21 protein-coding genes are annotated in these 26,286 nt (G+C 38.3%); 4 read left to right on the top strand and 17 right to left on the bottom strand.

The genetic code is table 11. The features are described 5' to 3' along the window. Positions 1-95: 95 nt before the first annotated feature. Genes JG735_RS05630 through JG735_RS05615 form a run of 4 tightly spaced genes read left to right on the top strand, consistent with a single transcriptional unit; the run spans position 96 to position 5,552 of the window. Positions 96-2,144, top strand: coding sequence for an EAL domain-containing protein (locus JG735_RS05630; protein ID WP_201334109.1), 2,049 nt, complete (start codon positions 96-98; stop codon positions 2,142-2,144). Between the two features lie 13 nt (positions 2,145-2,157). Beyond that, entirely contained in the window at positions 2,158-4,107 is a 1,950-nt protein-coding gene (locus JG735_RS05625; RefSeq protein WP_201334108.1) for a methyl-accepting chemotaxis protein, read from the top strand. Between the two features lie 18 nt (positions 4,108-4,125). Further along, positions 4,126-4,707: a CheB methylesterase domain-containing protein gene (locus JG735_RS05620; protein ID WP_201334107.1), complete on the top strand. Its 582-nt coding sequence runs from the start codon at positions 4,126-4,128 to the stop codon at positions 4,705-4,707. Continuing rightward, complete coding sequence (locus tag JG735_RS05615) at positions 4,701-5,552, top strand: protein-glutamate O-methyltransferase CheR (RefSeq protein ID WP_201334106.1); 852 nt, start codon at positions 4,701-4,703, stop codon at positions 5,550-5,552. Before JG735_RS05620 ends, JG735_RS05615 begins: the two co-directional genes overlap by 7 nt. Before the next feature lie 18 nt (positions 5,553-5,570). On the opposite strand, the gene JG735_RS05610 is transcribed toward JG735_RS05615, so the two are convergent. Genes JG735_RS05610 through JG735_RS05530 form a run of 17 tightly spaced genes read right to left on the bottom strand, consistent with a single transcriptional unit; the run spans position 5,571 to position 26,250 of the window. Further along, complete coding sequence (locus JG735_RS05610) at positions 5,571-6,848, bottom strand: KamA family radical SAM protein (protein WP_201334105.1); 1,278 nt, start codon at positions 6,846-6,848, stop codon at positions 5,571-5,573. Positions 6,849-6,898: 50 nt separating this feature from the next. Next, entirely contained in the window at positions 6,899-7,588 is a 690-nt protein-coding gene (locus JG735_RS05605) for a 2,3-diphosphoglycerate-dependent phosphoglycerate mutase (protein ID WP_201334104.1), read from the bottom strand. After that, entirely contained in the window at positions 7,589-8,602 is a 1,014-nt protein-coding gene (gene gap / locus JG735_RS05600; protein ID WP_201334103.1) for a type I glyceraldehyde-3-phosphate dehydrogenase, read from the bottom strand. Between the two features lie 48 nt (positions 8,603-8,650). Continuing rightward, the gene (locus JG735_RS05595) at positions 8,651-10,039 is read right to left on the bottom strand and encodes an MBL fold metallo-hydrolase RNA specificity domain-containing protein (protein WP_201334102.1); all 1,389 of its coding nucleotides are present in this window, start codon (positions 10,037-10,039) and stop codon (positions 8,651-8,653) included. Next, a complete protein-coding gene (gene ppsA / locus JG735_RS05590) occupies positions 10,029-12,428 on the bottom strand; it encodes a phosphoenolpyruvate synthase (protein ID WP_201334101.1) in 2,400 nt (799 codons plus the stop codon). The genes JG735_RS05595 and ppsA overlap by 11 nt, the downstream gene beginning before the upstream one ends. Positions 12,429-12,437: 9 nt before the next feature. Further along, positions 12,438-14,348, bottom strand: coding sequence for an acetate--CoA ligase family protein (locus tag JG735_RS05585; RefSeq protein WP_201334100.1), 1,911 nt, complete (start codon positions 14,346-14,348; stop codon positions 12,438-12,440). Positions 14,349-14,357: 9 nt separating this feature from the next. Beyond that, complete coding sequence (locus JG735_RS05580) at positions 14,358-15,182, bottom strand: lipoyl synthase (protein WP_201334099.1); 825 nt, start codon at positions 15,180-15,182, stop codon at positions 14,358-14,360. Then, a complete protein-coding gene (locus tag JG735_RS05575; protein ID WP_201334098.1) occupies positions 15,166-15,726 on the bottom strand; it encodes a hypothetical protein in 561 nt (186 codons plus the stop codon). Before JG735_RS05575 ends, JG735_RS05580 begins: the two co-directional genes overlap by 17 nt. Continuing rightward, on the bottom strand, positions 15,726-16,634 hold the full coding sequence (locus tag JG735_RS05570; RefSeq protein ID WP_201334097.1) for an aldolase: 909 nt from the start codon (positions 16,632-16,634) through the stop codon (positions 15,726-15,728). Before JG735_RS05570 ends, JG735_RS05575 begins: the two co-directional genes overlap by 1 nt. Beyond that, positions 16,631-17,551 carry a TIGR00730 family Rossman fold protein gene (locus tag JG735_RS05565; protein WP_201335730.1) on the bottom strand — a complete coding sequence of 307 codons (921 nt, stop codon included), beginning with the start codon at positions 17,549-17,551 and terminating at the stop codon, positions 16,631-16,633. The genes JG735_RS05570 and JG735_RS05565 overlap by 4 nt, the downstream gene beginning before the upstream one ends. Then, complete coding sequence (locus tag JG735_RS05560; protein WP_201334096.1) at positions 17,551-18,795, bottom strand: DUF4010 domain-containing protein; 1,245 nt, start codon at positions 18,793-18,795, stop codon at positions 17,551-17,553. Before JG735_RS05560 ends, JG735_RS05565 begins: the two co-directional genes overlap by 1 nt. Continuing rightward, complete coding sequence (locus tag JG735_RS05555; RefSeq protein ID WP_201334095.1) at positions 18,792-21,479, bottom strand: plasma-membrane proton-efflux P-type ATPase; 2,688 nt, start codon at positions 21,477-21,479, stop codon at positions 18,792-18,794. The genes JG735_RS05560 and JG735_RS05555 overlap by 4 nt, the downstream gene beginning before the upstream one ends. Next, positions 21,479-22,798, bottom strand: coding sequence for an NAD(P)/FAD-dependent oxidoreductase (locus tag JG735_RS05550; RefSeq protein WP_201334094.1), 1,320 nt, complete (start codon positions 22,796-22,798; stop codon positions 21,479-21,481). Before JG735_RS05550 ends, JG735_RS05555 begins: the two co-directional genes overlap by 1 nt. Further along, a complete protein-coding gene (locus JG735_RS05545) occupies positions 22,795-23,991 on the bottom strand; it encodes a 2-oxo acid dehydrogenase subunit E2 (protein WP_201334093.1) in 1,197 nt (398 codons plus the stop codon). Before JG735_RS05545 ends, JG735_RS05550 begins: the two co-directional genes overlap by 4 nt. After that, the gene (locus tag JG735_RS05540) at positions 23,981-24,958 is read right to left on the bottom strand and encodes an alpha-ketoacid dehydrogenase subunit beta (protein ID WP_201334092.1); all 978 of its coding nucleotides are present in this window, start codon (positions 24,956-24,958) and stop codon (positions 23,981-23,983) included. The genes JG735_RS05545 and JG735_RS05540 overlap by 11 nt, the downstream gene beginning before the upstream one ends. Then, positions 24,945-25,916 carry a thiamine pyrophosphate-dependent dehydrogenase E1 component subunit alpha gene (locus tag JG735_RS05535; RefSeq protein ID WP_201334091.1) on the bottom strand — a complete coding sequence of 324 codons (972 nt, stop codon included), beginning with the start codon at positions 25,914-25,916 and terminating at the stop codon, positions 24,945-24,947. The genes JG735_RS05540 and JG735_RS05535 overlap by 14 nt, the downstream gene beginning before the upstream one ends. Next, positions 25,909-26,250 carry a carboxymuconolactone decarboxylase family protein gene (locus JG735_RS05530; RefSeq protein WP_201334090.1) on the bottom strand — a complete coding sequence of 114 codons (342 nt, stop codon included), beginning with the start codon at positions 26,248-26,250 and terminating at the stop codon, positions 25,909-25,911. Before JG735_RS05530 ends, JG735_RS05535 begins: the two co-directional genes overlap by 8 nt. Between the last annotated feature and the right edge of the window lie 36 nt (positions 26,251-26,286).

The raw sequence follows: 26,286 nt of genomic DNA, 5'->3' as shown, positions 1-26,286 counted from the left end.
TGACTTTTGCTTGAAGGGTTATCACAAATATGCTACATAATATTATATTTAAAAAAAATTCAATCTATCTAAAACTCTATACTGTTTTAGGAATATTGGGTTTGATCATATTAATCGAAGGAGTTACTTCTTTATATTTAGCCAAACAGATGCAGGAGCGAATTGATAATATTTTTACTCAAGAAATTGTCTCTCTTGAACTGTTAAGCGATCTAAAAGGCGCTCTTTATAGAATTCGTGACAGAACATTGCGGCTTGTTGATGCAGAGTCAGAACAAGAGCTGTTACGTCACCAAAGAGAAATTAAAAAACAGTTAAAAAGGATTACTGAAAAGATTGATCTATATGATAATACACGATTATCGGAAAAAGAGAGACAACTTCTGCAGCAATTTAAAGAAAATTTAACTCAATATGTTCAAATCATTCAAAAAAAAATTTATCCTTTGGTAAAAACGGTCAATCTATCACAAAAGCAAAAACAAAAACTTATAAATGATCTTTTATATCACGTAGCATTAAAAGAGTTTCGCGAAACAAGAGCTGCTTTAAATCAACTTTTAGATTACCAGATTCAGCGTGCGCATTTGCGGCAACAACATAGCCAAAATTTATATTTTAAACAAAAGACAATAATCATAGTTGCTCTTATTTTTTTAAGTATAATAGTAATACTTTTAATAAAAAGCCTCATCCAATCAATTGTAACTCCTCTTCATAGAATCAATGAAGCGCTGCAAAAGATAGCAAATAATGATTTGGATACAAGAATTTTGATCAATACTGACGATGAGTTTTCTTTAATTGCTGAAGAGATCAATAGAAACATTATGCGCTTACAACAGACACTAAAAAATCTTGAAAATCTTAGCAAATATGATATATTGACAAAACTGCCAAATCGGAAATATTTTCAAGATTTTTTAAATAAAACTATCAAAGAATATAATCAAAAATCAATCAAATTTGCTCTCATTCTTATTGATTTAGACAATTTTAAATTTATTAATGATAATTTTGGACATTCAGCTGGAGACAAACTGCTAAAAATTGTTGCAACTAGACTTCACAATACACTAAGAAAAAAAGATTTTGTAGCAAGATTGGGCGGGGATGAATTTGGCGTTATTATAAAAGATGTAAAAAATCCTATATATGTTGGAAATATTGCAAATAAAATCATAGATTCTTTACAAGAGCCAATAAAGATTGATGATACTATCGTATATATTACTGCTTCTTTAGGTATTTTTGTGCCTACTGATAAAAAAACAGATCCTAAGAAAGCTTTATCCTATGCCGATATTGCCATGTATAAAGCAAAAAAGAGCGGAAAAAATAGTTACCAATTTTTTGATGATTCAATGCTTGAAGAGTTAAAGAATCTACATATGCTTGAACATGATATTCGTCAGGCTATAGATAATTATGAATTTGTTCCCTATTTTCAAGCGATAATCGATTTAAAAACGGAAAATATTGTAGGGTATGAGACACTGCTTCGGTGGAAAAAAGAAGATAAAATTTTGCCTCCCTCTTACTTTATCCATGTTTTAGAAAGTAAAGGATATATCGTAGAGGTTACATATCAGATCATAGAAAAGGTTTTTCAGTTTATTACGCATAATAGATATAAAGGTTTTATTACAATCAACCTCTCTTTACTGCAATTTTATGATAGAAATTTTTTAAATTTTTTATATGAAATGCAAAAGAAATATCCAGAAATTTCACCAAATCAAATCATTTTTGAACTGACAGAGACTATCTTTGCCGAAAACATATCTGTGATACAAGAACTAATGCAGATGATTGAAAAAGAGGGATATAGATTTGCACTTGATGATTTTGGGACAGGATATTCGTCGCTATTTTATATTAAAGATTATAATTTAGCTACGATCAAAATCGATAAATCCTTCATACAAAACATCTTTTCCAATCAAAAATTAAGAAAACTTCTGGATGTAATTATCTCTATGTCAGATTCATTAGAGATACCATTGGTTATAGAAGGTGTTGAAGATCAAAAGACTATTGATTACTTAAAGCGATACAGAAATTATCAAATAAAAATCCAAGGGTACTACTATTTTCCTCCTCTTCCTATGGAGGAGGTAGAAGCAATGATACAAACCAGATAATAAGGGAGTTTAAATGCAAAATATTTCTATCAAAAAGGTGTTAATGGCTATTCCGGCCATTTTGATCATAGCTTTTGTATTTTTATATTTTACCATTGCATCTAGCATCGATTCCATTCAGGATAAAAGCCAAAAAGCCTCACTTGCCAACAAGATCATCAAACTGATGCTTGAAGCAAGAGTGGCAGAAAAAAACTATATCCGAAGAAAAGATGAAAAATACGCCAAGGAAGTTATGAGACTCATTGAACAAAATATAAAAATAGCAAAAAAGCTAAAAGCAATTTTTACACAAAAAGAGAACCAAAAGCTTGTAGAAAGAGCCATTCAAAGGCTTTTAGAATATAAAAAACTTTTTTATAGATATGCCCGAATCCGAAATGAAGCTATCAAAAAAGAACACAAATTGGTTGAGTTAGCAAACAGGGTAGAAGAGATCGCTAGAAAAATTGAAATCATACAAAATGGTCAAAGAGATAGTGTCATACGCTCTCATAAAGCTTCTGCTCAAGAAATTATTGATGAAGTAGAGGAAGCAGCGCTTTCCAATAAGATTATAATAGGCTTGATGCGTATCCGAATTGCAGAAAAAAATTATTTACGTAGAAAAAACGACAAATATATCAAAGAAATATCTACTGAAATTGCAAAAATAAAACAATTGGCAAATCAACTAAGAACATCACTGGATAGTATAATAAATAAAAAAATGGTTAACTCCATGATGTTGGCATTACAAAAATATGAAAATACGTTAGAAGAGTTGATAAAAATTAGAAACTCCATGAATACAATTTCATATAAAATGAAAAATGCAGCGAGAAAAACTATAGATTCACTCGTTAAATTGCGTGAAGATCAGAAAAAAGAGAAAGAGGCATTGATACAAGCATTGAAGATCAAACTTACGATCATTTTCATTATAGTCGGTTTAATTATAAGTGCTCTTCTTATATTTGTAGCTTTAATGATCGGTAAAAATCTAGACAATATACGAAATGCAGCGCAAAACTTGGCCAGTGGAGAAGGAGATCTTACGAAACGAATCGATATAGAGGGAAAAAATGAGATCTCCCAAGTTGCATTTTATATCAATAAGTTTATAGAAAAAGTTCAAAGTGCAATTGGTGAAGCAAAAAATGTAAGTAATGAAGCCTCTTCTATCTCTAATGAACTCTCAGCTACGTCTTTGGAAATAGGTAAAAGAGTAGAAGATGAATCTTCTTTGGTCAAAGTTATCGATACTAATGCAAAAAACACGGCAAAAGATGCGACTTTCGTTGAGAGTAAAGTTCGAGAGATGACAGAAATTTCTGAAAGTTCATATCAAGCTCTCAATGATGCAGTAGAACATATCAATACTCTTGTGGAAAAGATCAAATATACAAGTATTGAAGAAGGAAAACTTTCCAATCAAATGAAAAAACTGCAAGAAAGTGCTTTTGCAATCAAAGATATTCTAAAACTCATTGGAGATATCGCCGATCAGACAAATCTGCTTTCGCTCAATGCTTCCATCGAAGCTTCTCGTGCGGGAGAACATGGAAAAGGTTTTGCAGTGGTTGCTGAAGAGGTCAGAAAATTGGCAGAGAAAACGCAAAAAAATTTAGAGGAGATTAATAAAACGATTAATAGTATTACCACTGCCATCGAAATGACGAGTAAACATATGCAAAGCAACGCAAATGAGGTAATGCAAACCGTCGAAATAGCCAATGTCGTAGAAACCAATATCGGCAATGTGATTCATTTGATGGAAGATTCAAAAGAAAAAGCGAAAGAGAGTTCGATTTCTGTGGATAATCTCAAAGAAAAAGTTGCTGAAATTGCCCAAAAAATCAACCAACTCAATGAGGTATCGATGTCAAATGCAAGAAGTGTCGAGGAGATTGCCTCAGCTGCCGAACATTTAAATAACATTATCGAAAAACTTGATTCCCATCTTTTCAAATTTAAAAGTTGATGATAGGTGTTTAGAGTGTTGCAAAATAAACTCCCCACAAAGCTTATACTGATAGGGGCTTCAACAGGTGGACCGGGACTCATTGCAAAAATTATCAGCTCCCTTTGTCCACCCAAAAAAGAGAGTATTGTCATCGCTTTACATATGGATCCCTTGGGACTTTCTTCATATGCAAAAAGGCTTTCTGAACTTTGTGGTTATTCAGTTAATCTTGTAACGAAAGATCATTGTGCATTAACAAGTGGAAAACTTTATCTCTTAAGTGCAACATTTTCTATTGAAGAAAAAAAGGGGTCGCTCTTTTTTAAAAAAACTGATAGGAACAAAAGTTTTTACAATCCTACCATTGATACACTTTTTGCTTCTGCTAATTCTTTGTCCAGTGTTAAAATAGCTGCATATCTGTTAAGTGGAATTGGTGAAGATGGTGCCAAAGGTTTGTCAACACTGCAAAATGCTGGACATAAAGCAATAGCTCAAGATGAACACAGTTCCATCGTATATGGTATGCCAAAAAAAGCCTATGAATTAAATAATGATATTCAAGTATTGAGTATCGATGAAATCATACAAGACATTCAAAGAGAACTTAAATGTTAAGATGGCTGTTTCCTAAAAAGAATGAAAATCAAAAAAATGAAATCAAAAAAATTCAAGAGAAAAAGTTTGATAACAATGATGCGAAAATTATTTTACGTGAGATAAGGGAAGAGTTTGGATTGGATTTTTCAAATAAAAAGGAAATTACCATTGAAAAAATGAAAAATTTTGCAATACAGCACGATATTTACTCATTTACAGATTTAAGAGAGCAACTCTTGCATTCGCATCATTTTAAAAATGATCTTATCAATAAACTAACAGTAGGAGAGACATATTTTTTCCGAGAAACAGCACAATTTGAGATACTTGTAAAACTAATGAAGAAAAAAAGAATACGAAGAATCCTTTGTATTCCATGCTCAAGCGGTGAAGAGGTATATACAATCGTCTTATATATCTTGGCCCATCAAACAGATCTATCCGGGATGGAAATTGTAGGTGTAGATATTAATTCCGATAGAATAGAGCAAGCAAAGAGGGGATGTTACTCAAGCCGATCTATTCAACAAGTGCCTACTCTTCTAAAAGAGAAATATTTTTATCAAGAAGATGTATTCCATTGTGTAGATGATATATTAAAACAACATGTATCCTTTAAACAGATGAATATTTTTAACAGTGAAATTTTTTCTTTAGGAAAATTTGATGTTATATTTTGTAGAAATCTATTATATTATTTTGATGAGGAACATAAGAGTAAAGCAATCGAAATATTTGATCGACTGCTAAGAGATTCTGGAGTTCTATTTTTAGGACATGCTGATTTGATTTCTGAAAATAAATTGTTCACAAAAGTTACAGAAAACGATGGAAAAACATATTATATAAAAGCTTCTAAGTAAAACGGATCAACCAACCATTTACTTTTTCTCAAACAAAAACTTTTCACTAAATGCCGGTTTAAGTTCATCGATCCATTGAGCATTTTCATCATACCTTGCAAAAAACGGAATATCAACAAGCGCTGGATTTTTGGCTTGAAGCATATTCAATACAATTACTTTTTCTCCGTTAATCTCACTGACTCCACTAACTGCAATTTTCCCAGGAGCCGCACTCATACTTGGTCCACGAACAGTTCTACCAAGTCCACTGACATTTGAGAGGGCATCTTTATAGATTTGCCAAGCCTTTACGAGAGGAACACCAAAGTAATGTTGTGCTCCTGTGTCTCTTGCGATAAACATGTAGTAAGGAATCATTCCCATCTTCACTTGCATTTTCCACATAGTTTGCCAAACTTTGCTACTATCATTGATATGGCGTAAAATTGGAGCTTGGGTTCTTATAATTGCTCCAGTTTGTTGGATCCGTTTTACTGCCTCCTTTACTTCATCCGTTTCAAGTTCTCGGTAATGGTTGAAGTGAGCCATAAACGCCAAGTGGTATCCATGTACAACGATTTCTTCAAATAGTTTGAGTAAATCATCCGCATCACTATCAGTTAAAAATCTGTATGGCCAAAAACCTAGTGTTTTTGTACCAAAACGAATATTTTGTAGATGAGGGATTTTTGCATTTAAAATAGGCTCAATATAGCTGCGAAGCAGTTTTGTACTCATAATGAGCGGATCGCCACCGGTAAATATAAGATCCGTTATGCTAGGGTGCGCTTTGATATACTCGATTAAAAGATCCACCTCTTTCATAGCAAATTTTAGCTCATTGATTCCAGTAAACTGTGGCCATCTGAAACAGAAACTACAATATGCATGGCAAGTTTGCCCCTGTTTCGGGAAAAAGAGGATGGTTTCTTTATATTTATGTTGTGAACCGGTTAGTTCTTTTCCATTAATGGTTGGGACATTGCTTTTTTGATCAGCCGGATGCGGATTCATCCGCATGCGTATCTCATATATAGCTTTATTAAGGGCTTTTTGATCTCCTTTTTTATACAACGTTTTAAGTCTTTCAAAATCTTGTGGCAGGAGCATATCTTTATGAGGAAATACTAAGCGGAAAATAGGGTCATTTTGATAATTTTCCCAATTAATCAGTTTATCAATGAGATAATTGTTGACTTTAAACGGAAAAACGAGCGCTGCAATTTCGATATTTTCGATATCTTCTGAAGATAAAAACTGCTGAACTTGTGGTATTTTTTTAAAACTTTTTGCGTTATACGCCCTGTATTCCAAAAATGCTCCTTTTTTAGGGCGTATTATAGCAAAAGAGGGAACAGACCCTCTTAATGGTTATAGATAGTTTTGTTTTTGATTTTGAGTTCTTTTGTCAGTTCGTAGACAATTGGTGTTCCGGTTGGTACTTCAATCTTTGCAATATCTTTTGGATCGATATCTTCAAGGTACATGATAAGTGCTCTGAGTGAATTTCCATGAGCAGCTATCAAGATAGTATCATACAGCATAAGCGAAGGAACCAACTCTTCATACCAATATTCAATTACCCGCTCTCTCGTATCTTTGAGGGATTCACTCTTTGGAATCTCGATTCCTTCAAATTTTGGATCAACAGGAAGCCGCTCTTCAAAATCTGGTTCACTCTCTTCAATTGGTGGAGGAGGGGTATCGTAGCCTCTTCGAACAGCTAAAAAGAGTTCTTCGCCATATTTGGCTTTTACCTCATCTTTGTTTTTGCCTTGCCAGTCTCCATAGTGACGCTCATTAAGTTTCCAGCTGCGAATCACATCGATATGCTCCCAGCCCAGTTCATTCAATGCAATTTGAGCTGTATGAATGGCTCGTTTAAGATATGATGTGTAGCAAATTCCTGGATAGATGCAGGCCTCTTTAAGAAGCTCACCAGCTTTTTTTGCTTCAGCTTTTCCTTTTTCACTGAGCTCTACATCAATCCAGCCGGTAAATAGATTTTTAGCGTTCCATTCACTTTGACCATGTCGTATTAAAACCAGTTTCATCTACATCCTTTCTGCAATAAAATCAGCAAGTTCAAGAAGGCGGCCAGAATATCCGTACTCGTTGTCATACCATGCGAATACTTTTACTTTGTTTCCATCGACTACCATCGTAGATAGACCATCAATAATGGATGAGTGGGGATTGTTGACAATGTCAGTAGAGACGACTTCATCATATGTAATTTCCAAAATACCTTTCAATTCACCATTCATCGCTTCTTCAAATGCTTTATTAACCTCTTCGGCAGTTACCTCTTTTTTGAGTGTTGCGCTTATATCGGTAATAGCTACATCTGGTACCGGTACGCGAAGCGCCAATGCATTCATTTTTCCCTGAAGTTCTGGAATCACTTTTGTTGTTGCTATGGCAGCTCCGGTAGTTGTAGGGATGATGTTGGCAGCTGCTGTTCTTCCCCGTCTGTGTTTTCCCGGATTTTTTCTATCAACAACAGCTTGAGAGGAAGTATAGGCATGCACCGTTGTCACAAGAGCATTCTCTATTCCAAAAGCATCATGGAGCACTTTGATGGCAGGTGCCAGTGAGTTTGTCGTACAGCTCGCATTAGAAATGACATCATGTTTGCTTGGATCATACCAGTCTTGATTCACACCCATTACGATGGTGAGTTCTGCATCTTTACTTGGTGCAGAGATAATCACTTTTTTTGCACCTGCTTTTAAGTGTTTTGCGGCATCATCTCTTTTTGTAAAGTGGCCTGTACACTCCAGGACGATATCGACACCAAGTTCACTCCAAGGAAGCTTTTCAGGATCTCTTCCTGTTACAAGCTGAATCTTTTGATCTCCAACTTTCAGATAATCTTCACCATATTCGATTTTGGTTGGAAATTTTCCATGAACAGAATCGTATTTGAGCATATATGCCAAATCTTCAGCTGTTCCGCTTCCGCCATTTGCTACTGTTATCTCGATATTTTTAGGTTTGTTGACACTATAATGCCACAGCACCATCTTTCCGATTCGTCCAAGTCCGTTGATTGCTACCTTTTTCATAAAAACTCCTGACTCTTTTATTTTGTAAATATTTTAGCTATAAATTGATTAAAGATGAATTATTTCACCCTGTTTGACGATATGAACCTTTTTGTGTAGCGTTTTAATGAGATGTTTTTTGAAAATACGTTGTTTGTCTTCCTCGCCATGGATCAAAAAAATTTTCTCAAGACCATGAATTTTTTGCGCCCAAGAGGTGAGTTCATGCTGATCGGCATGGGCTGAAAAACCGTTGATGGTAAAAATTTGGGCACGAATTGCGATACGTTCTCCATAAATTTCGATAAATCTTGCTCCTTCTATGATCTCTCTTCCAAGTGTGCCTTCAGCTTGGTACCCTACAAATATGACACTGTTTTTTGGATCCCAGATTCGATGTTTGAAATGGTGTAAAATCCTTCCGCCGTTACACATACCGCTTCCAGCAATAATAACGTTTCCGCTTCTTTTTGCGTTGATACGCTTAGAAGCATTTGTACTTGTAGCAAATCTTAGTTGCGGAAAATCGAAAGGCGCTGGTTGATGTTTGCAATAATTGGATAACAGGTGTCGATACTTTTGATATACATGTGTTGTTTTGATTGCCATGGGACTGTCTAGATAGACATTACAGTGGTTTGGCAATTCGTGTCGGTCACTCATCTCTTTTAAAATACATAAAATCTGTTGGGTTCTCTCGATTGCAAAAGAGGGAATCAGTACATTTCCACCTCTTTGGAGAGTGGCCATTATGACTTCTTTGAACTCCTTGACACTCTCATCATAATTTTTATGGAGCCTGTCTCCATAGGTGCTCTCTATAAAAAGATGTCTTGCAGATGAGGGATCGGTTGGAGGCGGATTGAGATGGACCTGACGATTACCAAGGTCTCCGCTAAATATCACCTTTTTATGTGCTCCGTCATCTTTATATTCAATCTCCAAAAATGCTGAACCGATTATATGCCCTGCATCTTTGTAGCGTACAGTAATATTTTTTGAAAGTTTGATATTTTGCCCATATTTTACAATACGCCTGGGGAGTTTCAATGCCGCTTTGACATCGTGTTTGGTATAGAGCGGCTTTTTAACCTGTTCCTCTTCACCTCTTCGTTGGGCTTTTCTGAAAGCTGTCTCGAAATCTTCTTGCATCAAGTGGGCCGTATCAAGAAGAACGATTTTCATAAGCTCAAACGTGGCAGCGGTTGCGATGATTTTTCCACGAAACCCCTCTTTATAGAGAAGGGGGATTCTTCCTACATGATCGAGGTGCCCGTGGGTAACAAGCAGATAATCAATCTCTTTTGCATTAAAACCTAATGGCTCATAGTTTTTCCACTCATCCAATCCCTGAAACATGCCACAATCGACTAAAACTTTCGTGCCATCATCAAATTTGACAAAATGGCATGAACCCGTTACTACTTCGGCTGCACCATAACTAATCTCAATTGTCATTTTCCATCTCCGCCACATCTTTGATGATTTTAAGGACGCTGTCAGGATTGAGACTCATGGACTCAATTCCTATTTTGACTAAAAACTCGGCAAACTCCGGATAGTCTGAAGGAGCTTGTCCGCAAAGCCCGGAGTATTTACCATTTCTTTTTGCACCTTCCACTGCCATTTGTACCATCTTTTTGACACCTTCATCTCTTTCATCATAATCAAATGAAACTATTTCACTATCTCTATCAACTCCGAGTGTGAGTTGAGTCAGGTCATTGGTTCCGATACTGATACCATCATAAATTTGCAAAAATGCATCAATCTGGATAACGTTGTTTGGAATTTCGCACATCATATAGATTGATACATCTGTCAATCCGTGCTCAATCATTGCCTTTTTAACCCGTTTTGCTTCATCGACTCTACGGCAAAATGGTATCATCAAGACAATATTGTCAAATCCCATCTCCTGGGTAGCTCGCTTCATCGCTTTGCACTCTAACTCAAACCCCTCAGCATAGCTTGGATGAGTATAGCGTGCTGCACCCCTGAATCCTAGCATCGGGTTATCTTCAATCGGCTCAAAATGGCGGCCTCCAAGAAGATTTGCATATTCATTGGATTTAAAATCACTCATTCTGACAATACATTTTTTTGGATAAACACAGCTTGCGATTGTCGCCACCCCTTCACTGAGAGTCTTTATGAAAAAGTCCTCTGCATCGCCTTCAAAAGGAAATGCAAGCTCATCGATTAAAGCACGTTCCGTGTCGCTTAGCATCTCTGGATGTCTTATTGCCATTGGGTGTGCTTTGATGTAGTTGTTTATGATAAATTCCATTCGTGCTAGACCTATACCATCTACTGGTAGTTTCGCTAAGCTAAAGGCAAGCTCGGGATTGCCTAAATTCATCATGATTTTTGTTTTTGGTCGAGGCAGTTTGGAAATATCTACTTTTTCTACTTCAAATGGAAGTATTCCTTCATAAATTTTTCCGATTTCACCTTCAGCACAGCTTACCGTTACGGGCTGATTGTCATGGAGTACTTTTGTAGCATTCTTTGCTCCAACCACTGCCGGCTTTCCAAGCTCACGGCTTACAATCGCCGCATGACAAGTTCTTCCTCCCGTCTCAGTAATGATGGCACTTGCCTTTTTCATTACAGGTTCCCAATCCGGGCTTGTAGTAGGTGCTACAAGAACATCGCCTTCTTCAAACTTATCCGCTTCAGCCATAGAGTACATTATTTTTACTTTTCCAGCTCCTATTTTTTCTCCTACGGCATTGCCAGTTAGAAGGACCTTGCCTTTTTCTTTGAGTCGGTAAATTTCAAACTGGGTAAGTTTCTCTTGGGAGTGGACCGTCTCAGGTCTGGCTTGCACCATGTAAAGCTCTCCATCCATTCCATCTTTCGCCCATTCCATATCCATAGGGGTATACCGATTGTTCACTTCACTGTAGTGCTCCTCAATCTTCATTGCCCAGTCTGCCAGCTTTAAAATCTCATCATCACGAATTGCAAATTTCATTCTTTTTTCAATTGGAGTAGGGATATTTTTCGTAAACTGCTCAGCCAGATTTGCTCTCTCAAGTGTTTCGCTAAAGACCATCATTTTCTCTTTAGCACCTCTTTTTCGTTTAAGAACTGCCCTATAGCCCTTTTTAAAGGTAGGTTTGTGTACATAGAAAGCATCCGGATCGATGGTTCCTTGTACCACGTTTTCTCCAAGCCCCCAGGCAGCGTTGATGAAAACCACATCGCGAAATCCGGTCTCTGTATCGATACTAAACATTACGCCACTGCTTCCAAGATCGCTTCGTACCATCTTCATAATCACAACAGAAAGATAGACTTTCATTGGATCAAAATGGTGGACATGTTTATAGTTGATAGATCTATCGGTAAAATTGGAAGCGAGACACATTTTGTACGCCCATAAAAGATTTTTATCTCCTTTGATATTGAGATAGGTCTCATTTTGTCCTGCAAAGGAGGCAGTAGGGGAGTCTTCGGCCGTTGCTGAGCTTCTTACAGCCAAACTGACATCTTTTCCATACTCATTTTTTAGCTCTTCATATCCTTTGAGAATCTCCTTTTCAAGATCCTTTGGAACTTCCCCTTTCATAATCATCTCTCTGGCAGTTTTGCCAACTTTTTTGAGCTGGTCAATATCGTCTGGATCGAAATCTTCAAAAAGTTTTTGGAGAGGCTCCCATAAATTATTTGCATCAAGATAGTGTCTATAGGCGGTTGCAGTCACTGCAAAACCGTTTGGCACCTTCACTCCAAGTGGACTCAAATGATTGTACATCTCTCCCAAACTTGCATTTTTCCCTCCAACTTCAGCAACATCTTTTACACCAATCTCTTTAAACCATTTGATATATTTGCTCATATCAACTCCTTATAATATATTTGCCACATTTTCCAAATCGTTAAAATAGAGGATTTTTTCATGCTTAAAGTACTCAAAAGCCTCTTGAAAAGAGTCCTCACCAAAAAACACCGGGACAATATTTGCTTTTTTGCCAATAGCCTTCGCAATCGCCAATCCATCTGTCATCAATTGTGGTGTTGCAAGGATAAAAATAAGAATGTCAGGCTTATACAAAATATCAAGTACTGCTTTGTAACGCTTTGCTGTGGCATCGCCTATGATGTCTACAGGATTGTTATGGGACCAGGTAGGCGGTAAAACCATATCCAGCTTCTTTATCTCTTCGTCTGAAAGCTCATACATTTTTTTGCCTTGCTGTACTACTATATCGGTCAAAATAGTTCCGGGACCTCCAGCATTGGTTATGATGAGCACTTCTGTAAACTGCTCAAATCGTGAAGCAAAGATCAGCTCATCGATATCTTTTTTAATGACAGCACCTGCTGCATAACTAAGCCCGACCAATATCTCATAGCTTCCGCTGATGTTGCCGGTATGGGAAAATGCTGCTTTTTTTGCCTCTTTCGTTTTGCCGGCTTTATAAACAAAGATGGGCTTTTTTGATGCTCGGATGGCTTGAAGGTAGTTTTTGCCGTCCTTTAGTCCTTCAGCGTAAATGTTGATAAAACGACACTCCTCTTTGGTATTGAGCTCTTCTATCGCATCTGCAAAATCAAAATCGGCCATATTGCCCAGCGAAATAATATGAGAAAAACCGATAGAGTGAGAGGTGGCTTTATCGATGAGAGCAGCCAAAACTGCTCCTGATTGAGAAACGAGAGCAATGTCTCCAGGCAAAATATCGGTTTTTGCAAAGGTGAGATTAAGCCTTTTGGAAGCGTTGTAGATCCCAAGACAATTTGGACCGACAATATTCATCCCATATTTTTTTGCAATCTGGCGCATCTGTTTCTCGGCTTCAATATTGCCACTCTCTTTGAAACCTGCTGAGATGACAACAGCGTTTTTTACGCCTTTTTTGCCAAGTTGTTCCAGTAAATCCAAAACATACTTAGATGGAATAGCAATGACAGCAGTATCGATGTTTGGAAGCTCATCGACAGAGTGGTACACTTTTTGATCAAAAAGACTCTCAAGGCGGGGGTTGACAAAGAAGATATTGGCGCTGCTTTTTAATGCATTTTTGGCAAGTGCGTATCCAACTTTTTGAGGCTTATCAGTAGCGCCGAATATTGCAATGTTTTCATTTTCAAATAGATCATTGCTTCTTTCTCTTTTTTGATGAGGATTTTTATCTCCTTTTTTGATTCTTGCATCTACCGCTACAAATCCTCTCTCTGTGTAGATAAGAGGATTGATGTCAAATTCGCTGATGTTTTCAGCCAAAAAGAGACGTTGAAATTTTTGAATAACATCAACAAGATACTCTATCTTATACTCTTTTCCTCTGAAATTTGGAAACATTTTGGAAACTTTTGTAGTTTTAAAGCTGCGTATAATCTCTTGAACATTTGCATACACATCGATATAGCAGATATCTTTGAGGACTTCAAGCATCACGCCGCCTTTGCCAAAAAGCAGCACCTCCTCAAAAATCGGGTCATAAATACCACCTATATAAAACTCTTCCCCATGCAGCTCTTCTTCTACGATAAACCGGTCATTAAGATCCAAAAAGATACCATGACTTTGCAAATTGTTGACGATTTCTCTTTTTGCTTCTTGCAGCTCTTCCATCGAATGAATACCTGTACGAATACCTCCCACATCGCTTTTGTGAATCACCTTGTCACTGGCTATTTTTAAAACGGCCGGAAATTTATCAAAACTGAGCATCTGATCAATTTCAAAAACCGCATATTTAGGTACTTTTATTCCATATTTTTGCAGTAGCCCATACACTTCAAACTCTTTCATTCTCGCCCTTTAATAGATTTCTGCATAGTAGCTGCTTCGAACCAGTATGCCACTTACAACATGTTTGATACCATACTCTTTGGCAAGTTGCGCCAATTCATCATATTCTGCTTGTGTGTAATATTTTTGAACGCTATAGTTTGTAGGTGAAGGCTGCAAATATTGTCCGATAGTGAGTTGCGAAACACCGGCGTTTGCCAAATCTTGAAAACTTTGAAGAAGCTCTTGTTTTGTTTCACCAAGCCCAACCATTACAGAGCTTTTTGTTTTTATACCAGATTTTGCATACGTCTCAAGCACACTCAAACTTCTTTTGTAGCTTCCGGCACTTTTGATTGTTTTAAAGAGGCGCTCCACCGTTTCGATATTGTGCGCCAATTTGTAGGGTCTTGCAGCAATAACTCTTTGCAAAGCTCCATTGTGACCTTGAAAATCTGGTGTAAGCAGTTCGATTTTTGTATTTGGGGTATATTTTTGTATCTTCTTGGTTACGTTGAAAAACTGCTTTGAGCCAAAATCACTCAAATCGTCTCTATCCACAGAGGTTATCACTACATAGCTAAGCTCCATCTCTTTGACAGCTTGTGCTATTCGTTTTGGCTCTGTTTCATCTATTTCAAACGGTTTTCCATAAAAGACATTGCAAAATTTGCATCTTCTTGTGCAGATATTGCCTAGAATCAAAAATGTAGCTGTCCCTCTTGCATAACACTCTGCGATATTGGGACATTTTGCAGCAATACAGATGGTATTGAGTGAGTGCCGATTCAATATCGTTTGCGTTTTACCGATGAGTTCCGGTGAGGGGGCTTTGACTTTAGGCTTTAAAACCATACTCTACTGCCTTCACAGCTAACGCTTTTGCTTGTTCCATGTTCACATTATATCCCTCATTTATTAACGAAGTTGCTTTGATGCCACTCAAACCGCAAGGATTGATTTTATTAAATTCTTTAAGATTTGGATTGACATGGATAGAAACACCATGTTTGCTATACCCTTTTTTGTATCGAAAGCCAAGAGAGGCTATTTTCCTATTTTCAATGTAGTAGCCGGGTTTATTCTTGTCATATCTGATATTTTTGTCAAAGTGATGAAAAAAGAAGTCCAAAGAGCGAAGGACTTTCGCATAAAATCTTGGCGGATTTGGAACACGGAATGCAAAATAGAGCATCAAACATCCCTCATCAAAATAGGTAATGGAACCTCCTCTGTCTGTATGAATAACCGGTAGATCAGTCTCATAAGGCTCACTTCCTATGGTATAGACGGGAGGATGCACACAAAGTATGAGATGATCTTCATCTTGTAGGATAAAGTTCTCTAAAACATCATTGCATTTTTCATACGCAAGCAGTCCCAAATCCACAATTTTCATCACTCTTCCAAAATCTTCACGGCTTCCTCTACGCTTTTATCTTCACATGTAACGGCATAGATGGCATTTGCCATTTTGATAGCCTCGTGAAGGGGTCTTTGATGGATGTTTCTACCAGTTCCGTTTCCTCTGGCTCCTCCTATATGGATCTGCTCATAAAGCTCTTGTAAAAAGGTTTTTTCATCTATTTTTTTACCCCCTTCGCATAGCACTCCACAATTACCTGCTGCAACCGTTGCTTCTATCAGAAGTTCCGGTATAAATTTTCCATCTTTGTATGGAACTTTCACTTTGGCAAAATCGGCTCCCAGACATAGAGCCACTCCGGCTGCTCCGGCAATTAAATGAGGATCATGCTCATCTTTTACAAAATTTCCTTTTGGATACATCCATAAAACGGCCAGGTATCCATGTTTGTGGGCTGTATGGACGATATTGGCAGCTTCCGTGAGCATACTGTGCTCATGCTCGCTTCCAAGATAAACAGTATATCCAAAGCCTTTGAGATTGATGCCACTGTAATTTGCAAACTCTATCGCCTCTTCTACATCGATCCACTGCTGGGAGTATGGATCTTTGGCAGAGTAGGGGATAAGGTTTGTTTTTGAGTTGAGTTTTATAAGATAGGGAATCTCTTTGAAATCGGGCGCATATCTGCTAATAAGTCCAAACTGAGTGGCAAATACTCCGATTTTTGCTTTGGAAGCGATTTGAAAAAGATGCTCTGGGTTGTTGTCTTCAAGTGAGATTTTGGGACCATAAAAGTCGTTGTTCAGGTGTTCTACCTTTTGATCCCCTGCAAAAAGCATGAGTCTGCCAGTTCCATTTGTCGTCTCTTGCAAATGTGCTAAAAACTCTCCTTTTTTGTCCGGAGGGACATCTGCTGGGATCAGTCTTTCCAGATTCATGATTTCTCCTTTGTATTATTAAATAGATCCAATCCTCTTTTATCGTACCACTCTAAGATATATTCCCACGCCTCTTTGGCATTCTCTTTGAAGGTAAAAATGTGCAGATCTTCAGGTTCAATTGTTCCTTCATCTACCAAGAATTTAAAATTGATCAGTCTGTGCCAATACTCTTTGCCGATCAAAACGACGGGAATAGGTCTGTTTTTGTGGGTTTGTATGAGAGTGAGTGTCTCAAATAGCTCATCTAGTGTTCCAAACCCACCGGGAAAAACCACCAGTGCACATGCTCTATGTAAAAAATGAAGCTTTCTAATAGCAAAATAGTGAAACTGAAAACAGAGCTCAGGTGAAATATAGGGGTTTGGAAACTGCTCATGCGGAAGCTGGATATTGAGACCTATGCTTTTTGCACCGACATCATAGGCTCCCCTGTTGGCAGCCTCCATAATACCCGGCCCTCCACCAGTCATCAGTGTCAATGTATTGTCCGAAGGTCCTTTTCCTGCTTTGCCGACAAGTTGACCAAACTTTCTCGCTTCTTCGTAATAGATACTCTTTTCCACCATCTTTTCAGCAATCCGAAGTTCTCGCAGAAGCTGTTTGGAATCTGGCTCTTTATCGACAAGTTTTTGAATTTTATCCAGTTCTTTCAAAGCAGTTTTCGGCTCTTTGATGCGTGCGCTTCCAAAAACAACGATAGTATGTTTGATACCGTACTTTTTCATCATGAGTTCGGGTTTGAGATAGTCGAGTTCCAGTCGTACGCCTCTTGTATCATCACTCATTAAAAATTCCACATCCTCCATTGCCAATTTATAAGAAGGAGAATTGAAAATTCTTTGCAATAACTCATCGACCTTTGGCTCTTCTAATTTTGATTTTGGTTTTTGCCAAGGAAAAGATCTTTTTTTCATCATTGTGCTCCTACGATATTCATTATTTCTGGGCTAATCATAGTTAAAACTCCTAAAATAAAAAGCCATATTGCGGCAACTTTTGGTCTGTTTTTCCCAAAAACAAGAGCATACACCGCTTTTAAAAAATCGTTTGATCCGCTTGCTATCAAAATAGCAGTTGCTATATGCTGGGTTGTGACTGCATATTTTCCTGTAAGAAGCGAGAGGACAAACGGATCGATATCGGTAAAGCCAACAATAAAAGAGAGAAACTGAAGTCCCAAATTACCGTAGTTGTGTACAACAAAATTGGTCAAAAGAATCATTAATATAAAAAGGGCTGCAAAAACAAAAGCAGTACCGAGTTCGAGGGGGTTTCTGTCATCAAAAGGTGCATCGTTGTTTTCCGGCTCTTTTTTGTGAAGATACAGAGCCACTGCTGATCCTAAAGCAAAAAGTCCAAACATTGGGACAGCTAGATTTTGAGCAACTTCCATATTGAAAATAGCGGCAATAAGCAAAAGTCTTATATACATCATAGCAGTAGCCATGATGATGGAAGCGTTGACAATCCCTACAGCTATCTCACTCTTTTTGGCAAGCACGACTGTTGTTGCGGTTGAAGAGTAAAGACCACCCAAAATCCCGGTAATAAGATAGCCTTTTTGTCTGAAAATATATTTTTGCGCAATATAGCTGCCATAACTGATACCCGAAATTATAACGACGACAAGCCAAATTTTAAAAGCGGAAATATTGAGATAAGGGATTTTTGTATGAGGTAAAATTGGCAATATTACAGCACTGAGCAGTAAAAATTTTCCAAGAGTTTCAAACTCTTTAATATTGAGCTTTTCAAAAAGAAATTGGAGCGATCTGTTTGCATTGAGCAAAAAGACGATTAAAACAAAAACGAGAGTAGGGAGCCAAATATCAAAACGTTCGATTTCAGGGCCAAAGCTGTACACTAAAGCGATAAGCAAAAAGGAGATGATGGAAGCCCGTTCTTCATTGAGTTTATGATAATAGTAGATTGCATAAATACCAAAAAGTGTCACAAAGGTTATGATATAGAGCATCATATCAATTTTAAAAAAAAGATATCCCAATAAGCCTATAAAAGTGAATGTCCTTGTAGAACCAATGTGGGTCTTTTTCTCTATGCCTTTATTGATTCTATATGTTTTAAGCTCCAGCCCTACCAAGAAGGAGAGGGCTGTAACATAGAGTAGATGTATCAATTCATTGGGAACAAAACTCATAGAACTTCAATACCTTTTACTTTTCTGTAATATTTAAGTACTGCCATTTTCACTGCATCATTGAAAACGAACCAGGTCAGTGCATACGCCCACATAAAGATAGCCCAATCCCATCCTATAGGCATCATCAAACCAAAACCATATACAGCGATAATTGTTCCAAGTACCCTTGTGGAAAAAGTGGCTCCAAACAAAATCCATGATGGCCAGGGACGCTTGAAAAACCAGTCGTCAATACGCGTGTTGTAAATTGTTCCATGTCCTGCGATAACCATTTTTGCAAAAAAGATGGATTGAACGAAACTGAGCCAAGAGTCACTATCATTCATATTGACCCAGATTGGAACATCTGGTAAAAATTGTGCGGACTCAGGATGGGTTTTTAGATAGACCATGACGATATAAAAGATTAGAAAAGAGCTTATAACACCCGCAATTCCCAGCCAGCTTGAAAGTACCAACATCTCATGCATATCCCAGCGGACCGGCATTTTCCTCACCTTCGTATTGTCATAGGCGATCGCCAGGATTGGAATGTCATTGAGAAGGGCCAAAACGATGATCATAATTGCAGTCAATGGATAGAAATTAAATACCACAATGGCTAGCGTCATAAAGACTATGATTCGAATCGTTTCAGCAATTCTAAAAATAGTGTAGCTTTTCATTCGCTCAAAAATGATACGAGCCTCTTTGATAGCATCCACAATGATTTTTAAACCTGGTGCCATCAAGATGATATCAGCAGCTGCCCTTGCTGCATCTGTTGCACCGCTTACCGCAATTCCAGTATCTGCTTTTCTAAGTGCTGGAGCATCATTAACTCCGTCTCCAGTCATACCAACAATATGATCTGCTTTTTGCAGCTCATCGACGATAAAATATTTATCTTCCGGAAAAACCTGCGCAAAACCGTTTGCCTGTTCTATGAGAGCTATGATTTCACTCTCATGTTTTTTGACTGTTCCACGAAGAAGCTCTTTTTCATGGAGCTCTTTTCGTACCTCTTTGACAATCTGTTTTGATAAAAGTTCAATTTTGTCTTTACTGATATCTGGATTGGTAACCTTTAAAAGCGCTTTTGAGATAACTTCAGCTAATATCTCATACTCTCGTGTACTTTGCCCACGAAGCTCTTGGATATCTAATATGTTTTCACCAATTCCCAAAATTTTAGCGATATATCTGGCTACGGCGATGTTGTCGCCTGTAACCATTTTCACTTCTACCCCTTTTGCTTTTGCCTCTTCTACAGCCTCTTTGGAATCTTCTCGAGGCGGGTCATACAGAGGTATGAGACCTACAAAATGGAATTTCTCCTCATCACATGCCTTGTAAGCAACACCGAGTGTTCTAAACCCATTTTCAGCAAACTCTTCAATTTTAAGATTGATTTTGTCTTCATTTATTTCTTGTGAACCACAAAGAGCGATAATGACCTGTGGTGCCCCTTTTACAGCTACGATACAGTTGCCCTCCTTATCTTCTGCTACAGCTTCTGTTCTTTTTCTGACCGGATCAAATGGAACAAACTTGGAAACGTTATATTTTTGAGCCAGTTTGCTTATTCCATGCTCATCTGCATACTCAAAAATCGGTTTTTCAATCGGGTCGTTGTTTTCACGTCTACTAGCAAGCACAGCATATAAGAAAAGCTCACTTACATTATGATCATCTGCAATGTATGGATCGGCTATAGTCATCTGATTTTTTGTAAGGGTTCCAGTTTTATCGGAACACAATACATCCATTCCAGCCAGTTCTTCAATGGCGGCGAGTCGGCTAACAATCGCTTGCTTTCTTGCCAAATTCAAAGCACCAATCGCCATAGTAACAGTCAGTACCGTTGGAAGTGCTACAGGAATGGCAGATATGGTAAGAACTAAAGAAAAAACAAGAAGCTCATAGGGGTTTTCATGCCGTGTAAAACCAAAATAGAGAATTATGGCAATCATTATAATGGTAATAGCAATAAGAAAATTCCCGACACGGATTACCATCTGTTGAAAATGGCTACGTTGTTCTCTCTCAGCCTTTGCAACAAGTCCAACGGTTTTTCCAAAGTAGGTATTAAGACCTGTATTGACGACAATTCCCACCATCTCGCCCTGTTTGACGATGGTATTGGAATAAGCCACATCCTCATTTTTTTTGTGCACTGGCAGTGATTCTCCCGTCAAAGCAGATTGATCCACCAAAGCATATTCGCCGGCATCGACGATTTTCATATCAGCTGGAATAATATCGCCGATTTTTACTTTGATGATATCTCCGGGAACCAGCTCCTTTGCAGGAATCTCTTTCCACCGCCCATCTCTTAAAACAGTTGCCTTTCTAGCCAACTTTTGCTTGAGGACTTTAATAGCGTTCAAAGCCTTTGATTCTTGGTAAAAGTCCAAGAAGGCGTTCATAAAAAGCATAATGAGGATGATATAAAACTCTTCCCAATGCTTGACTGCTGCAGCTAAGATTGCAGCAACCTCTATCATCCAAGGAATCGGTCCCCAAAATCTTCGAAAGATTCGATGCCAAAGCGGCTCCTCTTTTTCAGGAATTTCATTGGGACCATATTTTTGGAGTCTCTTTTTTGCTTCCTCTTCACTCAGACCTTTTTTTACATCTGCATCAAGTTCGGCAGCCACTTGTAAAGAGCTTAGTTTTTCATAATATTTTGTTTCTTTCATTAAAATCTCCTCAAAGCTCTATCTATTGCTTCAGAAAAAGTTGGATGTGCATAGACCGATTGTAACGCACGTTTTACATCCATTTCAGCTACTAGTGTTGCACTCAAAATCCCAATGAGCTCCTCGGCATGAGGAGCCAAAATTTCAGCTCCTATCAAAAAATTTTCTTTGTCAGCATACAAAACTATCCCGCCTTCTGTAGCATCTGTTAGGTGTGAAAGAGCAAGGGCTGATAAAGGAAAAAAGGATTCTTTATATTCGATATCTCTTTTTTGCAATGAAGTTTTTGTTAAGCCGATAGCTGCATATTGTAAGGGTAGGGTGTAGAAAAATTTTGGAATATTATTGAGATTTAGCCGCTCTTTTTTTCCAAGAATATTTTGCACTACATTCAGAGCCTGCGCTCTTGCGGAATGTGCAAGCATCAGTTTGGCGTTACAGTCGCCTATAGCAAAATGGTTTGGCAGGTTCGTTTGAAAATACTCATCAGTAACAATCCCTTTTTCTATTTTTACCGCATCCGTTTTAATCACATCAACATTTGGTCGACGCCCTGTAGCAACGAGCAGTTTATCAAATTCATAGACATCTTTGTCAGTGACTATTTTAGCTTTTTTATTGTGTGCTTTTGCTTCTAGTACTGAGGTGTTTCTCATCAATGTTACACCCAGTTTTTCCAGACCTTTTTCAAGATTTTCCAAGAGTGTTGGGTGGATTTTATTGGAGATATGTTCATGCCTAAAAATAAGCGTCGTTTCAACTCCGCATGCTGCAAAAAAGCTTGCCATCTCTACGCCAATTGCACCACTTCCATAAATGGCGATAGAAGAGGGGAACTCTTTTAAGTTGAGCACCTCATCGCTTGTAATGATCGCTTCTTTATCATATTCGATCCCTTCGGGAATAAAAGGTAATGAGCCAGTACCGATGACTATATATTTTGCGCTGTAGGTTTGATTATCAACCTCAACTTTGCCAGGAGCCACAAGATAACCTTTTCCCTCAATCAGCTCCACTCCGGCACTGCTGCATTGCATCTGGATCGATTTGTGCGCTTTTTGGACAATTTCGTCTTTTTCTTCCACGGCAATTTTGAGATTGAGTCTATCTTTGTGTCTTGTAAATGGTTTTTGTCTGAGTTTCACTTCCGTCTCAGCCAGATGTAAAAGATGTTTGGATGGAATACATCCGTTATTAAGGCATGTTCCTCCGATATGTTCTAAATTTTGCTCAATCAGCATCACATTAAGTCCATTTTTTGCCGCAACCACGGCTCCGGCGTAATTGAGTCCTCCTCCTATAAATATAATGTCTTTCATCCGTTTCCTTTAAAGCTATTTTTGAGATCACTCACAAATTTTGCTGCATCAACCCCATTTAGGATTCTATGATCAAATGTAAAGGTGACATCTATTTTTCCATCGTAGAGTGTTCCAAAAGCTGCAATGCCAGAGTCTTTTTTATTGATCATTGCACTAAATCTTTTGATTCCAAACATTCCAAGATTGCTGATTCCAAAAGTGGAACCGCTCAGCTCTTCTGCACTATAATCTCTATTTTTCAAATTTCGTACCCACTCATCGATTGCTTCGAGACTTTTTTGCTGGGCATCTTTACATACCACCATAAAGAGATCATCACCCTTTGCCACTGCTACGCTGATATTGGATGAAGGATAAATGAGATATCTGTCTCCCTCTAGTATGGCTCTGGTTAAAGGATGGCGCTGCATCACATCAGCAATGGTTTTAATGAGAATTGAAGTGAGTTTGACGTTTTTATATGGTTTAATATCAAATGTCTCCATAACCAGATAGGTTGGTTTTTTGGCAGATTCTTCCACATTTTTTATAACAGCTTTTCGGTTAGAGGAGAGGGGAAATGGTTTTGGAATATTGTTTTTCATGATAAAATCTTGAACCTCTTCTTCATCGATTTTATGATCGAGTGTAAAGCTGTTTGCTTCGATTCCATATTCCTTCAATAAATGCAATGCTTTTGGCGTAAAGTATCGCTTCAGAAGCTCTTCGCTAATATCTTTTAGATGTGCAGGCTTTGGTAAAACTCCCTCTTTTTGTAGAGTCTCTATATCAATATTTGCTTTTGCTGCCGCTTTTTTTGCCGCTGGTGAAGCGTATCCTTCCACAGGCGGTGCCGAAGTGGGCATCAATTCTTGAAGAATTGAGGGAATTTCGCTTTTTTGAACAACTTTGGACTCCTCTTTGGATGGCTCTTCTTTTGCCTGCTCTTTTTTTGTAGGAGCTTGGGGCTTTGTCTCCGTATCGAGGATTGCTATAGGCTCTTTAACCGGGACCTCATCTCCTTCTTTGACAAGCAGTTTTTTTACCACTCCATCTTTAAAGGTTTGTACTTCCATAATTGCCTTATCACTCTCCACTTCTGCTATTACATCGCCTTTATGAACTGTGTCTCCTTCGTGAACGTGCCATTTAATGAGTTTTCCTTTATCCATCGTATCAGATAGAACCGGCATCACAATTTTATAGTCCATGGTTTTGTCCCCAAAGCTTGATTTGTGCTGCAATTTTGTCTGGTGTTGGAATAGAGGCAAGTTCAAGAGTTCTGTTATAAGGAATTGGCACGTCTTCTCCTGCAATTCTAAGAGGAGGAGCATCTAGTTCATAAAAGAGTTCTTCTGTGATTCTTGCTATCACTTCAGCACCATAGCCTCCGGTTTTATGATCTTCTTCTACTAACACAACTCTTTTTGTTTTTTTGATAGAGTTTGAAATCGTTTTCATATCAAGAGGTCTGAGAGAATTAAGATCGATCACTTCTACTGAAATCCCTAGCTCTTTTTCGATTGTAGGAACTGCTTCAAGCACATCGTATCGCATTTTTAAATATGTAAGGATTGTTAAATCATCTCCTTCTTTGACAACTTCGGCTTTGAATGGGTCGAAATTTGCTTTTTCTTCAAACTCCATCTCCATAGGATAGAGCAGTTCATGCTCCAAAAAGATGACCGGATCATTGAGAAAAATCGCGTGCTTTAGGGCATGGTAGGCATAAGTTGCATTACTTGCTGCCAAGACTATAAGACCAGGAATGGAGGCATAGAGCGTCTCATAACTTTCGCTGTGCTGCGCTGCGAGCTGGCGTGAAACACCTCCTGGCATTCTAACAGTGAGTGGAATCGTCATTTTTCCACCGCTCATATAGCGAAACTTGGCAGCATGATTGACAATTTGATCCATAGCAAGGAGTGAAAAGTTGACTGTCATAATTTCGGCTATTGGTCTAAGTCCCCCAATCGCCATTCCTATGGCATTTCCAACGATACTAAGCTCCGCAATCGGCGTATCAATTACCCTTTTTGCTCCATACTTTGCAAAGAGTCCTTCACTGACACGATAACTTCCACCATAGCGTCCAACATCCTCACCTAAAATGACAACACTTTCATCTGCTGCCATCGCTTCATCAATGGCCCTGTTTAGCGCTTCACGATACAACATTTGTGCACTCCTTGCAGTATACATCTTCATAGAGTTCATTTAGTTCTGGCTCAGGAGAGTTTGCAGCAAACTCTATTGCCTCATTAATCTCTTGTTCGATCTTTTTATCCGTTTCATCAAAATAACTCTCTTCCACAATACCTAGAGCAATAGCTTCTCTTTTAAGCTTTTCTATCGGATCTCGAGATTTGAAAATCTCCATCTCCTCTTCACTGCGATACTTTCCGTTGTCACTCATTGAGTGTCCCTCATAGCGGTAAGTTTCAGCTTCAATGAAATAAGGCCCCAAACCATTTTCAAGATACTCTTTGGCCTCCGTTACAGCTTTATATACTTCACACACATCCATACCATCGATTCTTTTAGCAGGCATATAGTTTTTTGCCTTGTTAAAAAGCTCTTCAAAAGGACTCACCCATCCGATACGTGTACCTATTGCGTAATAGTTATTTTCACAAAAAAAGATGAGTGGCAGTTTCCAGGCAGCTGCTATGTTGATGCTTTCAAAAAAGGCTCCTGCATTGGTGGCACCATCACCAAAGATGGCAAAGACGCCGGCTTTTTCTCCTTGCACTTTTCTCGCATACGCACACCCTGTAGCAATCGGCAGATGCCCGGCAACTATCGCATCGCCTCCATAAAAACTGAGCGTAGGATCAAAAAGGTGCATCGAGCCACCTTTGCCTTTGCTCACTCCCGTTGCCTTTCCAAAAAGCTCTGCCATAACTACTTTTGGATCCATACCTCTGGCAATTGCCAAAACATGCTCTCTATAGTGAGTAAAGACATCGCCTTTGTCAAAGGCTTGCATACTTCCAACACTGCAGGCTTCCTGCCCTATATCGAGATGCAAAAAGCCTGCAATGTTGCCTTTCATGTATTCTTGCTTTGCAGCCAATTCAAATTCTCGACCAAGTTTCATCAGATAATAAAAGGTTTTGACTCTTGCACTATTCATGGCTAAACTCCTCTAAAGCTTCTTCTACTGGTGTCATATACATGAGAGCCGGTCCTCCATGCATTAAAACCGCCTGCATAGCAGCTTCCAAAATCTCATCTTTACTGGCTCCTGCATCCAAAGCTCCCTTGACATGGAGCGCTATACACCATTCGCACTGTGCAGCAACTGCAAGAGCTACATTGACAAGCTCCTTTTGCTTGGTAGAAAGCGCTCCCTCTTTTTCTACGCTTGTCATGAAACCCAGAAAATTTTTGATATTCTCAGGTTGCTGCTGCTGCAGTTTGCCGATGAGTCTTTTGATATCTTCTAGTTTTTGTGCCATTTTGCCCATAGCTGCCTCCTTTTTGCGCTTTAGTTCTATTATACT

The organism is Nitratiruptor sp. YY08-10, assembly GCF_016629565.1.
Lineage (GTDB): Bacteria > Campylobacterota > Campylobacteria > Campylobacterales > Nitratiruptoraceae > Nitratiruptor.
This window is presented reverse-complemented; position numbering and strand designations above follow the sequence as displayed.

Coding starts and splice junctions, on each gene's coding strand:
- JG735_RS05595 (WP_201334102.1), bottom strand. CDS start 10,039: ATGACAATTGAGATTAGTTATGGTGCAGCCGAAGTAGTAACGGGTTCA.
- gap (WP_201334103.1), bottom strand. CDS start 8,602: ATGAAAAAGGTAGCAATCAACGGACTTGGACGAATCGGAAAGATGGTG.
- JG735_RS05555 (WP_201334095.1), bottom strand. CDS start 21,479: ATGAAAGAAACAAAATATTATGAAAAACTAAGCTCTTTACAAGTGGCT.
- JG735_RS05550 (WP_201334094.1), bottom strand. CDS start 22,798: ATGAAAGACATTATATTTATAGGAGGAGGACTCAATTACGCCGGAGCC.
- JG735_RS05540 (WP_201334092.1), bottom strand. CDS start 24,958: ATGTTGTATCGTGAAGCGCTAAACAGGGCCATTGATGAAGCGATGGCA.
- JG735_RS05580 (WP_201334099.1), bottom strand. CDS start 15,182: ATGGTTTTAAAGCCTAAAGTCAAAGCCCCCTCACCGGAACTCATCGGT.
- JG735_RS05570 (WP_201334097.1), bottom strand. CDS start 16,634: ATGAATCTGGAAAGACTGATCCCAGCAGATGTCCCTCCGGACAAAAAA.
- JG735_RS05565 (WP_201335730.1), bottom strand. CDS start 17,551: ATGAAAAAAAGATCTTTTCCTTGGCAAAAACCAAAATCAAAATTAGAA.
- JG735_RS05615 (WP_201334106.1), top strand. CDS start 4,701: ATGTTAAGATGGCTGTTTCCTAAAAAGAATGAAAATCAAAAAAATGAA.
- JG735_RS05545 (WP_201334093.1), bottom strand. CDS start 23,991: ATGGACTATAAAATTGTGATGCCGGTTCTATCTGATACGATGGATAAA.
- ppsA (WP_201334101.1), bottom strand. CDS start 12,428: ATGAGCAAATATATCAAATGGTTTAAAGAGATTGGTGTAAAAGATGTT.
- JG735_RS05530 (WP_201334090.1), bottom strand. CDS start 26,250: ATGGGCAAAATGGCACAAAAACTAGAAGATATCAAAAGACTCATCGGC.
- JG735_RS05575 (WP_201334098.1), bottom strand. CDS start 15,726: ATGAAAATTGTGGATTTGGGACTGCTTGCGTATGAAAAATGCAATGAT.
- JG735_RS05625 (WP_201334108.1), top strand. CDS start 2,158: ATGCAAAATATTTCTATCAAAAAGGTGTTAATGGCTATTCCGGCCATT.
- JG735_RS05605 (WP_201334104.1), bottom strand. CDS start 7,588: ATGAAACTGGTTTTAATACGACATGGTCAAAGTGAATGGAACGCTAAA.
- JG735_RS05585 (WP_201334100.1), bottom strand. CDS start 14,348: ATGAAAGAGTTTGAAGTGTATGGGCTACTGCAAAAATATGGAATAAAA.
- JG735_RS05535 (WP_201334091.1), bottom strand. CDS start 25,916: ATGAATAGTGCAAGAGTCAAAACCTTTTATTATCTGATGAAACTTGGT.
- JG735_RS05560 (WP_201334096.1), bottom strand. CDS start 18,795: ATGAGTTTTGTTCCCAATGAATTGATACATCTACTCTATGTTACAGCC.